We start from the raw sequence: 13,965 nt of genomic DNA, 5'->3' as shown, positions 1-13,965 counted from the left end.
CCTTCCCCTGCTGTTCTGTCCTGCATCCTGCCCTGCGTTTTGCCCTGCAGGACGACGGAGACCGCTCCCCGACACCCGCCGTCACCCCAACGTCGGCGTGCGCCGGGACTCGTGCCCGATCGGCACCACGAGCACCGACCGCAGCTGCGCCCGCGTGAGCTGTACAGCCACCGACCCGGACAGCCACTCCTCCACCGCGTGGCCGAAACCGGCCTGGTGCGTCCCCACCACGACAATGGCCGCATCCTGCTCGTCCGCGAGCCTGGCGAGCGCCTTCGCCGGGTCGCCGGCCAGCATCCGCAGCACCCAGCCGCCACGCAACGCGCGCGCGCCGCCCGCGACCGCGTCGGACACGGACGACGCGCCCGACGACGCGTCCGCCAGCGCCGCCGTGATCGCGGCGGCGAGGTCGACCGCCAACCGCTCGTCCTCCGGGGCGACAGCCTCCGGATGCAGCGATGCCTCCCGGCGCAGGTCGGCGCGCTCCCACTCGGTGAGATAGCTGTCCGGCGTCACGTACGCGCACACCATCGGCCTGTCGAGCAGCGCTGCCAGTGCGGCGGCCTCCTGGACGACGGCGACCGGCTGGCCGGGATACACCCCCACCACCACGGGACCGGCGGCCGACGACAGGCTCATGCTCGATTCAACCCTGCGGGGGCGTTCCGGCGATGTTCACCAGCCAGGAGACGCCGAACTTGTCCACGGCCATCCCGAAGCTGTCGCCCCACGGCGCCTTCGACAGCGGCTCGACCACGGTGCCGCCCTCGATCAGCTTGGCGAAGTATCCGGACAGCTCCTCCTCGTCATCGCCGCTCAGGGAGACCGAGATGTTCGAGCCTTCGGCCAGGTCCATGTGCTTCGGCACGTCGGCCACCATCAGCGTGAAGCCGGACGGTGTCGTCAGCTGGGAGTGCATGATGAGGTCCTTCTCCTCCGGGTCTGTGCTGACCTGGAACTCGGCGAAGGTGCTCCGCTGCACGTCCCCTCCGAAGACCGACTGATAGAAGTCCATCGCCTCACGCGCCGAGGTGCGGAAGTTGAGGTAGGGGTTGAGTGTCGAAGCCATCGGCCTCTCCTTAATGTCGGTTCCCCCGGCCGTTCGTCGGGCCGGTACGGGTTCAGCGTAGCGATGGCCACCGACCTTGCACGAGTGCAGAGTTCCGCGGAATTACGTGCATTTCCGGGCGTTCTCCGTGCCGCGTCGTCACCGGCGATACGCACCGACGATCAGCTCGCCCCTGATCTCCCCCAGCCGCTCGAGGATGCGGTCCACCAGCACAGCGCTGACCCCACCGGCCGTCAGATCCCACGGCCCGATCGGCTGCAGTTTGCCGCACCGGATGCGCACCACCTCCCAGCCGGCCGCCCGCAGCAGTCTGTCCTTCTTCCTGTCCGTCGCCTCCCTGCGACCCACGTGCTCGAGCCCGTGCCTGCCCGTCGTGTCGTACTCGATCGCGATCCTGAGCTCGGGGATCACGATGTCCGGCCAGACCTCCAGGTGCGAGAAGAACGGCCGGGCGACCCGCACAGCGTTGTTGCCGAGATCGACGTCGAGCCGTTCGGCGATCCGCTGCTTGAGTGCCGGCTCCGCAGCGGACGCCGGAGTCGGCGCCCACCTGCTCACGAACGCGTCCCCGACCGCGACAGCGTCCGCCCCCGCCGCCGCGTGCCGGCAGACAGGGCAGCGGCGGCCGCTCAGGATGCGCTCGATGCTCGCCTCATAGACCGGGTGCCCCCTGTCGCACTGCCAGGAGTGCGTCCGCGCCGTGCCGTTCTCCGCCGACACCGCCACCCGCGATCCCGGCGCTGCCAGCGTCACCAGCTCCTCACGGGTGAGTCGCTCTCCATCGAGCCTGCGGCACAGAAAGCAGCGGTCGTCAGCTGGGTCGTGCTCGATCCTGCGGGGGTCGCGTGCGTGGCCGCAGACGTGCATCCCGTCGTCCTGCTGCGGCATCCGGATGCGGCGCGGCGCTGCACCCTCCGCGCAGGCAGGGCACCACGCCGACCTCCGTCGCGTTCCGCCAGGACGCGAGCGCTGTTCCTCCGGGGTCGCGACGAAGCGGTGCCCCGCGTCGCACTCCCAGAGCAGGTAGACCTCGGCGGCGGGCGGCACCTGGCTGAGCACGATGCCGTGGTTGAGGTCGGGGTGGTACTGCCGGATCAGCATGGGGTAGCGCTCCCAGTCCGTGCGATATCGCCCGATCGGGTACGGCGTCTCCTCGCCCTTCGACCACTGGCGGCGCGCCCACCATTGCTCGACGCTCTCCGGCACCGCTCCGCTCCGTTCGTTTTTCAGCCGACGACCGCCGGCCGGCCCCGTCTGCGGTCAGCGTACGCGGCACCACCGTCAGAGCAGATAGGGGACGATCGCTTTTCGCTCCGGCGGATAGTCGTCGAACGTCTCCCGGTACCAGCGGTGGTTCGCCATCGCCCGCGGTGCGAGGTTCGCGATCGTGTACAGCGCGAACGCCAGCCCGGCGAGCGACCAGGTCGCGATCGCCCAGCCGGTCCACTCCACCATCTCGCCCAGGTAGTTCGGGCTGGACACCCAGCGGTATCCGCCACCGCGCGGGATGCTGTACCCGCCGGATCGCGCACCCCGCAGCCTGCGCAGGATGCGGTCGGAACCGAGGTTGAGCGAGAACCCGGCGATGAACACGACCACGCCGATCCAGAACCGAGGGTCGGCGAGCCAGCTGTTCGCGTACTGGCCGTACTGCGAGATCCACCGCGCATTCACCCACGCGTTGAGCAGGTTGAACAGGATCGCCATCCCCACGACGGACACGGGCATCCTGGACCCGGTGCGCATCAGGAACGGGTAGACGAAGGCGCGCTGCACGTAGTGGAGCTGCCACAGCGCGAGGAACAGCAGAGGCACCAGCTCGAACCGGTGGTCGCCGAGCAGGTAGAACAGCAGGAAGACGATGGATGCTGGACTCTCCATCACGACCCAGCCGACCCGCGCGGGTACGGTCAGCCCCCATCCGGAGCGGCCGTGCCGTCCGTACGGCGCTACCACGAAGCACAGAGCGACGAAGGTGGCCACCGCGAGGGCGATCTCGGCATACACGAACCAGCGATACGGACCGTCGGGCATGCGGGGAGCCTAGCGCGTGCGTGGCGCTATGTGGGTGGGCCCGCATCGAACCGACGGTCGCGTCGTGTGGGCCCTGCCGGGATCGAACCGACGACATCCACGGTGTAAACGTGGCGCTCTACCAGCTGAGCTAAAGGCCCTTCAGCCCGTCAGCCTAGCCGACGTGCAGCAGGAGCAGCTCCAGCGCCGCCTTGTACGCCTCGATCGAGCGCGCCTCGCCGGGGGCAGTGATGAACGACGCCCGGATGATGCCGGACTCGTCGATCACGAACGTCGCCCGGTTGGCGAAGCCCTTCTCCTGCAGGAACACGCCGTACTCCTTGGAGATCTCGCCGTGCGGCCAGAAGTCGGCGAGGAGGGTGAAGTCGTATCCCTCCTGCTCCGCCCACGCGCGCAGCGTGTACTTGGAGTCGACGGAGATGCCGATCAGCTCGACAGCGTGGTCCTTGAACAGATTGAGGTTGTCGCGCAGCGCGCACAGCTCGCCCGTGCAGGTGCCGGAGAAGGCGAGCGGGAAGAAGACCAGCGCCACCGCCTTCGTGCCGCGGAAGTCGCTGAGCCTCACCGTCTGGCCGTACTGGTCGACGAGTTCGAAGTCGGGTGCCTGGGTGTCGTTCTCCAGAGCCATGGTGTTTCCTTTCGACGCTCGCGGATCGGAATGCCGCGCACGCACGAGCACACAGCTTAGACCCGCTTGCCGTGGAGTCAAATGGAGCGGTCAACGGGAGGCGCGGAGTGAGGCTAGGCTGGCAGATGGTGCCATCGCCCTTGTTGTGACCCGACAGCGATCAGCTCCGTCTACCATCTATCCGACACAAGAAAGAGGTCGAGGGTGACTGTAAACGACCAGGACCCGTACTCGGTGAATCACATCGATTCGGACCCGGAGGAGACCGCCGAATGGCAGGAATCCCTCGACGCACTGGTTGCGGCCCATGGCCACGAGCGCGCTCGTGAGATCATGCTGAGCCTGCTCAAGCGCTCCAAAGAACTGCAGCTCGGTGTTCCGATGGTTCCGACCACGGACTACATCAACACCATCTCCCCGGAGAACGAGCCGGACTTCCCCGGCGACGAGGAGGTCGAGCGCCGCTACCGCGCCTGGATCCGCTGGAACGCGGCGGTCATGGTGCACCGCGCGCAGCGCCCAGGCATCGCCGTCGGCGGCCACCTCTCGAGCTACGCCTCCAGCGCGACGCTCTACGAGATCGGCTTCAACCACTTCTTCCGCGGTCAGGACCACCCTGGCGGAGGAGACCAGATCTTCTTCCAGGGCCACGCCTCCCCCGGCCCGTACGCCCGCGCCTTCCTCGAGGGCCGCCTGAGCGCCGACCAGCTCGATGGCTTCCGCCAGGAGAAGTCGCACGCGGGCGGCGGCCTGTCGTCGTACCCGCACCCGCGCCTCATGCCGGAGTTCTGGCAGTTCCCGACCGTGTCGATGGGCCTCGGCCCGATCAACGCGATCTACCAGGCGCAGCTCAACAAGTACCTCACGAACCGCGGCATCAAGGATGCGAGCGACCAGCACGTCTGGGCGTTCCTCGGCGACGGCGAGATGGACGAGGTCGAGAGCCGCGGCCAGCTCCAGGTGGCAGCGAACGAGAAGCTCGACAACCTGACCTTCGTGGTCAATGCCAACCTTCAGCGCCTCGACGGCCCTGTGCGCGGCAACGGCAAGATCATCCAGGAGCTCGAGAGCTACTTCCGCGGAGCCGGCTGGAACGTCATCAAGGTGATCTGGGGCCGCGAGTGGGACGACCTGCTCGCCCGCGACTCGGACGGCGCGCTGGTCAACCTGATGAACCAGACCCCGGACGGCGACTACCAGACGTACAAGACGGAGAACGGCGCATACGTGCGCGAGAACTTCTTCGGCCGCGACCCGCGCACCCTGGAACTCGTCAAGGACTACACGGACGACCAGGTCTGGGGCCTCAAGCGCGGCGGCCACGACTACCGCAAGGTGTACGCGGCGTTCAAGGCTGCCACCGAGCACAAGGGCCAGCCCACCGTCATCATCGCGAAGACCATCAAGGGCTACGGCCTCGGTCCGAGCTTCGAGGGCCGCAACGCGACCCACCAGATGAAGAAGATGACGCTCGACAACCTGAAGACGTTCCGCGACGCCATGCGCATCCCGGTGTCGGATGCGCAGCTCGAGGAGAACCCGTACCTTCCGCCGTACTACAACCCCGGCCCAGAGGACGAGGCGATCCAGTACCTGCACGACCGTCGCCGCGCGCTCGGCGGCTACGTGCCGGAGCGGCGCAGCAAGTACACGCAGCTCAACCTCCCCGACGACTCGGCGTACGCCATCTCGAAGAAGGGCTCCGGCACGCAGGAGATCGCCACCACGATGGCGTTCGTGCGTCTGCTGAAAGACCTGCTGCGCGCGAAGGACTTCGGTCACCGCATCGTCCCGATCATCCCGGACGAGGCGCGCACCTTCGGCATGGACGCGTTCTTCCCGAACGCGAAGATCTACAACCCGAACGGCCAGCACTACACCTCGGTCGACCGTGAGCTGCTCCTTGCGTACAAGGAGAGCCCGCAGGGCCAGATCATCCACGTCGGCATCAACGAGGCGGGCGCTCTCGCGGCGTTCACCAACGTCGGAACGTCGTACGCCACCCAGGGCGAGCCCCTCATCCCGGTGTACGTGTTCTACTCGATGTTCGGCTTCCAGCGCACCGGGGACGCGATCTGGGCCGCAGGAGACCAGATGGCCCGCGGCTTCATGATCGGTGCCACCGCCGGCCGAACCACGCTGACCGGCGAGGGTCTGCAGCACGCCGACGGCCACTCGCTCGTCCTCGCGAACACCAACCCGGCCGTCGTCTCGTACGACCCGGCGTACGGCTACGAGATCGGCCACATCGTCCGCAGCGGTCTGGAGCGGATGTACGGCGGCAACCACCCGGACCCGAACGTCATGTACTACCTCACGGTGTACAACGAGCCGATCGTCCACCCGGCAGAGCCGGAGGGCGTCGACGTCGACGGCATCGTGCGCGGCATCCACCGCCTGAGCGTGTCGGACGTGTCCGGCCCGAAGGCGCAGCTGCTCGCATCCGGTGTCTCCGTTCCGTGGGCGCTCGAGGCGCAGCACCTGCTCGCGCAGGACTGGGGCGTGTCGGCCGATGTCTGGTCCGTCACCTCGTGGTCGGAGCTGCGCCGCGACGGCCTCGCGGCGGAGGAGCACAACTTCCTCTACCCGCAGCAGGAGAAGCAGGTGCCGTACGTCACCCGCAAGCTGCAGGATGCGGACGGCCCGTTCGTCGCTGTGACCGACTTCATGCACGCGGTTCCCGACCAGATCCGGCAGTTCGTGCCCGGTGAGTTCGCGACGCTCGGTGCGGACGGCTTCGGCTTCTCGGACACGAGGCCCGCTGCGCGCCGGTTCTTCAAGATCGACGGTCCGTCGATGGTCGTCCGCACCCTCGAGCTGCTTGCCGCTCGCGGGCAGGTCGACCCGAACGCTCCGGCGTGGGCGATCGAGAAGTACCTGCTGCACGACGTGAACGCGGGGACCACCGGCAGCGCCGGCGGCGAGAGCTGACGTCGGCTCCCGTGCCCAACACGCCAGATCCTGCGCAGAAGAAGTCAGCTCCTGTGCCGAAGAAGGCCGCGGAGAGGTCGAAGGCAGACACCCTCCTGTGGCTGCGCAAGATCTCCGGCGAGCTCGCAACGGCCACGCTGAAGCGCCTCGAGGACACCCTGCCGTGGTACCGCGACATGCCTCCTGGCAGGCGGTCGGCGGTGGGCCTCGTGGCGCAGGCGGGCATCTCGTCGTTCATCTCGTGGTTCGACGATCCGCGGTCGACGCCGTGGATCGCGGCCGACGTCTTCGGGGCGGCTCCTCGTGAGCTGCTCCGGAGCGTCAGCCTGCAGCAGACCCTGCAGCTCATCAAGGTGACCGTCGAGGTCGTCGAGGACAGGGTCAAGAACGGCGGAGAAGCGCTCCGCGAGGCGATCCTGCTGTACTCCCGCGAGATCGCGTTCGGAGCGGCTGACGTGTACGCGCGCGCCGCGGAGGCCCGCGGTCTCTGGGACGCACGACTCGAAGCGCTCGTGGTGGACAGCATCCTGACCGGCGAGTACGACGACGAGCTGCCGAGCAGGATCGCGGCGCTGGGCTGGCACGGCCACGGCGAGGTCTCCGTGCTCGTCGGCACGGCGCCCAAGCTCCTCGACGTCGACCAGCTGCGCCGCACGGCGCGGCACATGTCGGCTGACGTGCTGATCGGGGTGCAGGGCAGCAGGCTGGTGCTCGTCATCGGACGGGCCTGGCCGAGCGCATCCACCCCGGACGACGCCATCGGCGCGACCCCTGTCGTCAGCTTCCTGGAGATCGCGACGCAGCTCGAGCCTGGATTCGGCGCCGGCCACCTGGTGCTCGGCCACGAGGTGCCGAGCCTGGTGGATGCGTCGAAGAGCGCAAAAGCAGCGCTGGCCGGATTCGCGGTCGCGCGCGCCTGGCGCAACTGCCCGCGCCCCGTGCACGCGGACGATCTGCTGCCGGAGCGCGCCCTCGCCGGCGACGGGCTGGCGCGCGCGACGCTGATCAACCGGATCTACCGTCCGCTCCAGGCGCACTCGACCGAGCTGCTGACCACGCTCTGGTGCTACCTCGACAACGGCCGGTCGCTGGAGGCGACGGCCCGCGAACTGTTCGTGCACCCGAACACCGTTCGGTACCGACTGAAGCGCGTCTCAGAGGTCATCGGCTGGGATGCGACGGGCGCCAGAGAGGCGCTCATCCTGCAGGCTGCGCTGATCGTCGGCTCCATCAACGAGCCGGACGGCCCGCGCCGCCCCTGAGATCCTTGTCACTCCGGAACAAAGGTTTCCGGGATACTTGGTATCCGTTCGACACATCCGCACCGCGGAAGATTGGCAGACTGGAACCCGTGATCGTCATCGTGTGCCCTGGGCAGGGCTCCCAAACCCCTGGCTTCCTCGACCCCTGGCTCACCGAGCCGCGGTTCCGCGACCAGCTCACCGGCATCTCCGACGCCGTCGGCATCGACCTGGTCGCGCACGGCACCGTGAGCGACGCGGACACGATCCGCGACACGGCCGTCGCCCAGCCCCTCATCGTCTCGGCCGGGCTCCTCACGCTCTCCGCCCTGTTCGCGGACGGACGCCGCGACCGCATCGGCGGCATCGCGGGGCACTCGGTCGGCGAGCTGACAGCAGCGGCGGGCGCAGGCGTCCTCAGCGAGACGGACGCCGTCGCGTTCGTGCGCGAGCGTGGGGCCGCCATGGCAGCCGCAGCGGCCGAGACCGCCACCGGAATGAGCGCGGTCATCGGCGCAGACGAGACGGAGCTGCTGGCGAAGCTGGACGAGCTCGGCCTCTCCCCCGCCAACTACAACGGCGGCGGCCAGATCGTCGTCGCGGGGGCGGTAGATGCACTCGCCGCGCTCTCCGAGAACCCGCCGGCCCGCGCCAGGGTCATCCCGCTGCAGGTCGCCGGAGCGTTTCACACCCGCTACATGGCGCCGGCCGTCCCCGCGCTGGAGGCGTTCGCATCCACGCTGGCGACGAACGACCCGACGCTGCCGCTGTGGACCAACAAGGACGGCTCGCGCGTCGCCTCAGGAGCCGAGTTCCTCAGGCTCCTGGTCGGCCAGGTGTCCTCCCCCGTGCGCTGGGACCTCTGCATGGAGGCGTTCCAGGCCGCCGGGGTCACCGGTATCGTCGAGGTGGCCCCCGCCGGCGCTCTCGTCGGCCTCGCCAAGCGCGGTCTGAAGGGCATCCCGAGCGTCGCGGTCAAGACGCCGGACGACCTGCCCGCCGCGTTCGACCTCATCGACCAGGCCGCCTAGGAGGACGCAGATGACCCACCCGACGCTCCAGCAGGCCCACGGCCCGCAGTACACGCGCATCCTGTCCATCGGTGCGGCACGCGGCGACGTCGTCGTGCCGAACGACGACCTCGTCGGCCCGATCAACTCCTCGGACGAGTGGATCAGGCAGCGCACCGGCATCGTGACGCGGACGAGGGCCAGCCACGACGTGCTCGCCGTCGACCTCGCAACCGAGGCCTCGAAGGAGGCGATCGCCGCCTCCGGCGTCGACCCAGCGCTGATCGACCTCGTTATCGTCGCCACCATCAGCAACGCACGGCAGACGCCGTCGCTCTCCGCCGTGCTCGCCGACCGCGTCGGCGCCAACCCTGCCGCCGCGTACGACATGAACGCCGCGTGCGCCGGATACGCGTACGCCGTCGCCCAGGCGGATGCGCTCATCCGCACGGGGGTCGCGCACTACGCGCTCGTCGTCGGCGCCGAGAAGCTGTCCGACGTCGTCGACCCGACCGACCGCACCATCTCGTTCCTCCTCGGCGACGGCGCAGGCGCTGTCGTCATCGGCCCGAGCGAGTTCCCCGGCATCTCCAAGACCATCTGGGGCTCCGACGGCTCGAAGGCGGACGCCGTCGGAATGGACGGCACCCTCGTGGAGTTCCGCGACGGAGAGAAGCCGTGGCCGACGCTCCGCCAGGAGGGCCAGACGGTCTTCCGCTGGGCGGTCTGGGAGATGGCGAAGGTTGCCAAGCAGGCACTGGATGCGGCGGGCGTCACCCCCGACCAGCTCGCGGCGTTCATCCCCCACCAGGCCAACATGCGCATCGTCGACGAGTTCGCCAAGCAGCTCAAACTGCCGGAGACCGTCGCCATCGCGCGTGACATCGAGACGACCGGGAACACCTCGGCGGCTTCCATCCCGTTGGCGACCCACCGGCTGCTGCAGGAGCATCCTGAGCTGTCCGGCGGGCTTGCGCTGCAGATCGGCTTCGGCGCAGGACTCGTGTTCGGCGCACAGGTCGTCGTGCTGCCCTAAACTGTTCAACGGTCAAAACGACACCCCTCAAGGAGAAAACACCATGGCATTGTCCACCGAAGAAGTTCTCGCCGGCCTGGCCGAGCTCATCAACGACGAGACCGGCATCGCGACCGACACTGTCGAGCTGGGCAAGTCGTTCACCGACGACCTGGACATCGACTCCATCTCGATGATGACCATCGTGGTCAACGCCGAGGACAAGTTCGACGTCAAGATCCCGGACGAAGAGGTCAAGAACCTCAAGACCGTCGGCGACGCCGTCGAGTTCATCGTCAAGGCGCAGGCCTAACCCCGCACGAGAAACGTCCCTCGCGGTCGGGACCGGCTCGGCACCCCCGATGTCCGGTCCCCCGCGGTTGGCCGCGCCATGAGCGCGTGCCGTGTTCCATCTACGGAGAGTTGCCGTTATGACCAAGAAGATCGTCGTCACCGGCGTGGGCGCAGCGTCGCCCCTCGGTGGCACAGCTGCTGAGAGCTGGAAGGCGCTGCTCGCCGGCGAGTCCGGCGCCAGCACCATCGAGAAGGAGTGGGTCTCCGAGCTGGAGCTCCCCGTCACGTTCGCCGCTCAGGCGAGGGTCGACGCCGCCTCCGTTCTCCAACGCCACGAGGTCAAGCGCCTCGACCCGTCGAGCCAGTTCGCCCTCATCGCCGGGCGCGAGGCGTACGCCGACGCAGGCTCCCCCGAGGTCGAGCCTGAGCGGCTCGCCGTGGACTGGGCCACCGGCATCGGCGGCGTCTGGACCCTGATCGACGCATGGGACACCCTGCGAGAGCGCGGCCCGCGCCGCGTCATGCCGATGACGGTCCCGATGCTCATGCCGAACGGCCCTGGCGCGGCGATCGGCATGGACCTGCACGCCCGTGCAGGCATCCGCACCGTCGTGTCGGCGTGCGCGTCCTCCACGGAGTCGATCGCGAACGCATACGACCACCTGCAGCAGGGCCTCGCCGACGTCGTCATCGCCGGAGGCTCCGAGGCGGCCATCCACCCGCTGCCGATCGCGTCCTTCGCCGCCATGCAGGCGCTGTCGAAGCGCAACGACGACCCGGCGACCGCATCCCGCCCGTACGACGTCACGCGTGACGGCTTCGTGCTCGGAGAGGGCGCCGCGGCACTCGTGCTCGAGACCGAGGAGCACGCCAAGGCGCGCGGCGCGAAGATCTACGCCGAGCTCGTCGGCGGCTCCGTCACCAGCGACGCGTACCACATCACCGCTCCGGACCCAGAGGGTTCGGCGGCCGCTCGCGCGATGATCGCCGCGGTCGAGGGCGCTGGAGCGTCGCTGTCCGACGTCGCGCACATCAACGCGCACGCCACGAGCACGCCGGTGGGCGACATCGCCGAGTACAACGCGCTCCGTCGCGTATTCGGCGACCTGCTGGAGGGCATCCCCGTGTCGGCGACCAAGGCATCCACCGGTCACCTCCTGGGCGGCGCCGGCGCGATCGAGGCGTTCTTCACGGTCATGTCGCTGCACGAGCGCGTCGCGCCGCCGACGATCAACCTCACGGAGAAGGACCCGGAGATCCCGCTCGATGTCGTCACCTCGCCGCGCAAGCTCGGCGACGGCGACCTGCTGGCCATCAGCAACTCGTTCGGCTTCGGCGGCCACAACGCCGTCGTCGCGTTCCGCTCGGTCTGATCCGGACCGAGGCTGCACGCACGAAGGCCCCGACCGGTTCACCCCGGTCGGGGCCTTTCGCGTTTCACCGCGTGCGGGCGGCAGCGCATGATGCCTGGGCCGGCCCGCCGCGGGAGTCTGTCGCGGACCCTCTCGGTCAGCCGACCTTGTGCAGCCAGACCACACTGGTCTCGTCGCTGGCGTGCCGGAACGGCTCGAGTTCGTCGTCCCAGGCCTGTCCGAGCGCGAGTCGCAGCTCGCGGTGCAGCTCGCGGGCGTTCGCTCCGGCGATCTCCATGGCGTAGCGGACCCTGTCCTCCGGCACGACCATGTTGCCCGCCGTGTCGGTCTGGGCGAAGAAGATCCCGAGGTCGGGGGTGTGCATCCATCGGCCGCCGTCGCTGCCGAGCCCCGCGTCCTCCGTGACCTCGAAGCGCAGGTGCTCCCAGCCGCGCAGGGCGGAGGCGATGGCCGCGCCCGTGCCCTGGGGGCCTTCCCAGAAGAACTCGGTGCGCTGGGCGCCCTTCAGCACCGGCTGCGCCTCCCAGGTGAAGTTCACGGCGCGACCGATAGCGCGTCCCGCCGCCCACTCGATGTGGGGGCAGAGCGCGCCAGGGGAAGAGTGCACGTAGAGCACTCCTCGACTTGCGTGTGCCGCCATGATGTCCTCCGTTCGATTGGATGCGTCTTCCCCAACGACCAATCGGCGGTACTCACCGGCACAGTGTGAAATTGTGGACCGTAACGGTCTCTTCTGTGAATTATGCCGCAGAAACCCCGCATGTCACAAGATTGCAACAGTTTGGCTGCGGCGTGGCGGCGGAACGGAATAGCATACCGAGTATGTCGGTTCAGAATGGCTTCCTCGCCCTGCTCACCCAGGGCGCAGCATACGGCTCGCAGCTGCAGAGCGAGTTCCTGGCGCGAGCGGCGCACCGCCGCCAGCTCAACGCCGGTCAGGTGTACTCGACGCTCGACCGGATGGTCGACCAGGGCCTCGTGCAGCCAGCGGGCACCACGGACGACGGCCTCCCGCTCTACGCCCTCACGGCGGACGGCGCCGCGGCGGCCGAGGAGTGGCTGACCTCAGGCCCTGTGGATGCGCGCCCGGACTGGGATGAGATGCAGGACCAGGTGCTCATCGCCGCGTCCCTCTCCGGAGCCGACGCGCCCGCGGTGGTCGCCGACTACCGTGCGGCGTTCTCGGAGCGCATCCGCGAGCTCAGCCATGACGCGGACTCGCGCGCCATCCTCGCAGCGAACCGCGCAGCGGAACTGGGAGCGCGCGCCGCCATCGAGTGGCTCGACGAGGTCGCCTCGACGCTCACCGCGCATCCGGACGCGCTGCTGCGCGCGCGCTCCCCCGAGCGCCCCCGCAGAGGCCGCCGCCCCGCCTGACCCGCTGACCCGCTGACCCCGTCCCCGAAACAATCGAGTCCGGAGTTGTTCACACGACACGCCGGGGGCGGACATGAACAACTCCGGATTCGATTGTTTCGGACCGGGGTGGCAGGACGGGGGTCAGTGGAGGAGCTGGCCGGCCTTGTTGAGGACGTTCTTCTCGCCGGCCTCGATGGGGACCGCGAAGCGGTTCTGCGCTGGCGGCAGCGGGCAGTTGAAGTTGTAGCTGAACGCGCAGGGCGGCAGCACGGCGAGGTTGAAGTCGAGCGTCACGGTGCCGTCCGGGTTCGGAGCCACGAACAGGAACCGACCGACGGAGTACGTCGACTCCCCGTTGGTGCTGTCCGCGAAGACGAGCTGCAGGGCGCGCCCTGCCTTGAACGCGGCGAGGTTGTATTCGACGCCGTCCTTACTGAACGTGATCTCGCCGGGGATCACCTTCTCGCGGGTGCTTCCGTCGTCCTTCAGGTGCTCGAAGCCGACCGTCTTGCCGCCCTCGATCGGTGAGAACTGCGCCTGGATGATCCACTCCGGGTTGAAGTCGAAGGCGTCGATCGAGCCGAACTCCTGGATCGCCTCCGAGTTGGAGTCCCAGACCCGCAGCGCGTAGTCGCCGTCCTCGCTGGCGATCACGAAGCCGGTCACGGTGTCGCTGAATACGATCTCGCTCGGAGCCGCGTCATCCTTTCCGCGCACGATCGCTTCGCCGTCGACGAGCGTGCCGTCGACCACGATCCCGTCGGCCGCCGTCGCGACGACCTTCAGGCCGGACTGACCCTTCGGAAGCGGGGCCCACAGCCCGGGGATGCCCCACACCGGCTGTGCTTCGGCGTCCGGGTCCCCGGTGATCCACTGGGTGTTCACCAGCGCCAGGTTGCCCTTCGGAGCCGTCACGGCCTGCTCGCGGCGATGGCGGTACCTGGCCAGGATGTCGCGGGGGTCTGCTGGCGCTGTGGCGGTGTCTGTCATGGTCTCCATCCTCGGTCAGAT

14 protein-coding genes and 1 tRNA gene are annotated in these 13,965 nt (G+C 68.7%); 7 read left to right on the top strand and 8 right to left on the bottom strand.

The window, feature by feature from the left end:
* Window positions 1-81 precede the first annotated feature (81 nt).
* The 6 genes from ACIRCZ_RS03940 to ACIRCZ_RS03915 all read right to left on the bottom strand — a co-directional run bounded on the left by ACIRCZ_RS03940 (window position 82) and on the right by ACIRCZ_RS03915 (window position 3,731).
* Window positions 82-639 carry a universal stress protein gene (locus tag ACIRCZ_RS03940; protein WP_402849859.1) on the bottom strand — a complete coding sequence of 186 codons (558 nt, stop codon included), beginning with the start codon at window positions 637-639 and terminating at the stop codon, window positions 82-84.
* 7 nt (window positions 640-646) lie between these two features.
* Entirely contained in the window at window positions 647-1,069 is a 423-nt protein-coding gene (locus ACIRCZ_RS03935; RefSeq protein WP_402849856.1) for a VOC family protein, read from the bottom strand.
* A gap of 138 nt (window positions 1,070-1,207) precedes the next feature.
* A complete protein-coding gene (locus tag ACIRCZ_RS03930; protein ID WP_402849853.1) occupies window positions 1,208-2,275 on the bottom strand; it encodes a zinc-ribbon domain-containing protein in 1,068 nt (355 codons plus the stop codon).
* Between the two features lie 75 nt (window positions 2,276-2,350).
* A complete protein-coding gene (locus ACIRCZ_RS03925; RefSeq protein WP_402849850.1) occupies window positions 2,351-3,103 on the bottom strand; it encodes a DUF1295 domain-containing protein in 753 nt (250 codons plus the stop codon).
* A gap of 67 nt (window positions 3,104-3,170) precedes the next feature.
* Window positions 3,171-3,243 (bottom strand) — tRNA-Val (locus tag ACIRCZ_RS03920).
* 14 nt (window positions 3,244-3,257) lie between these two features.
* The gene (locus ACIRCZ_RS03915; RefSeq protein ID WP_402849847.1) at window positions 3,258-3,731 is read right to left on the bottom strand and encodes a peroxiredoxin; all 474 of its coding nucleotides are present in this window, start codon (window positions 3,729-3,731) and stop codon (window positions 3,258-3,260) included.
* 204 nt (window positions 3,732-3,935) lie between these two features.
* On the opposite strand from ACIRCZ_RS03915, the gene aceE reads away from it, so the two are divergent.
* From aceE to ACIRCZ_RS03885, 6 genes are all read left to right on the top strand, one after another.
* On the top strand, window positions 3,936-6,662 hold the full coding sequence (gene aceE, locus ACIRCZ_RS03910) for a pyruvate dehydrogenase (acetyl-transferring), homodimeric type (protein ID WP_055893781.1): 2,727 nt from the start codon (window positions 3,936-3,938) through the stop codon (window positions 6,660-6,662).
* A gap of 53 nt (window positions 6,663-6,715) precedes the next feature.
* Window positions 6,716-7,924, top strand: coding sequence for a CdaR family transcriptional regulator (locus ACIRCZ_RS03905; protein WP_055893777.1), 1,209 nt, complete (start codon window positions 6,716-6,718; stop codon window positions 7,922-7,924).
* Between the two features lie 89 nt (window positions 7,925-8,013).
* Window positions 8,014-8,934 carry an ACP S-malonyltransferase gene (locus ACIRCZ_RS03900; protein ID WP_402849843.1) on the top strand — a complete coding sequence of 307 codons (921 nt, stop codon included), beginning with the start codon at window positions 8,014-8,016 and terminating at the stop codon, window positions 8,932-8,934.
* Window positions 8,935-8,944: 10 nt separating this feature from the next.
* On the top strand, window positions 8,945-9,949 hold the full coding sequence (locus ACIRCZ_RS03895) for a beta-ketoacyl-ACP synthase III (protein ID WP_402849840.1): 1,005 nt from the start codon (window positions 8,945-8,947) through the stop codon (window positions 9,947-9,949).
* 43 nt (window positions 9,950-9,992) lie between these two features.
* Window positions 9,993-10,241 carry an acyl carrier protein gene (locus ACIRCZ_RS03890; RefSeq protein WP_055893767.1) on the top strand — a complete coding sequence of 83 codons (249 nt, stop codon included), beginning with the start codon at window positions 9,993-9,995 and terminating at the stop codon, window positions 10,239-10,241.
* Between the two features lie 118 nt (window positions 10,242-10,359).
* On the top strand, window positions 10,360-11,595 hold the full coding sequence (locus ACIRCZ_RS03885) for a beta-ketoacyl synthase (protein WP_055893764.1): 1,236 nt from the start codon (window positions 10,360-10,362) through the stop codon (window positions 11,593-11,595).
* 136 nt (window positions 11,596-11,731) lie between these two features.
* Here ACIRCZ_RS03885 and ACIRCZ_RS03880 read toward each other — a convergent pair whose 3' ends face one another.
* Window positions 11,732-12,235, bottom strand: coding sequence for a DUF3145 domain-containing protein (locus ACIRCZ_RS03880; RefSeq protein WP_402849835.1), 504 nt, complete (start codon window positions 12,233-12,235; stop codon window positions 11,732-11,734).
* A gap of 182 nt (window positions 12,236-12,417) precedes the next feature.
* On the opposite strand from ACIRCZ_RS03880, the gene ACIRCZ_RS03875 reads away from it, so the two are divergent.
* Entirely contained in the window at window positions 12,418-12,972 is a 555-nt protein-coding gene (locus ACIRCZ_RS03875; protein ID WP_402849832.1) for a PadR family transcriptional regulator, read from the top strand.
* A gap of 123 nt (window positions 12,973-13,095) precedes the next feature.
* Here the strand turns inward: ACIRCZ_RS03875 and ACIRCZ_RS03870 are convergent, their stop codons facing one another.
* Entirely contained in the window at window positions 13,096-13,944 is an 849-nt protein-coding gene (locus tag ACIRCZ_RS03870) for a DUF1684 domain-containing protein (protein ID WP_055893753.1), read from the bottom strand.
* Between the last annotated feature and the right edge of the window lie 21 nt (window positions 13,945-13,965).

Origin of the sequence: Leifsonia sp. NPDC102414, assembly GCF_044765685.1 — a bacterium.
Taxonomy (GTDB): domain Bacteria; phylum Actinomycetota; class Actinomycetes; order Actinomycetales; family Microbacteriaceae; genus Leifsonia.
This window is presented reverse-complemented; position numbering and strand designations above follow the sequence as displayed.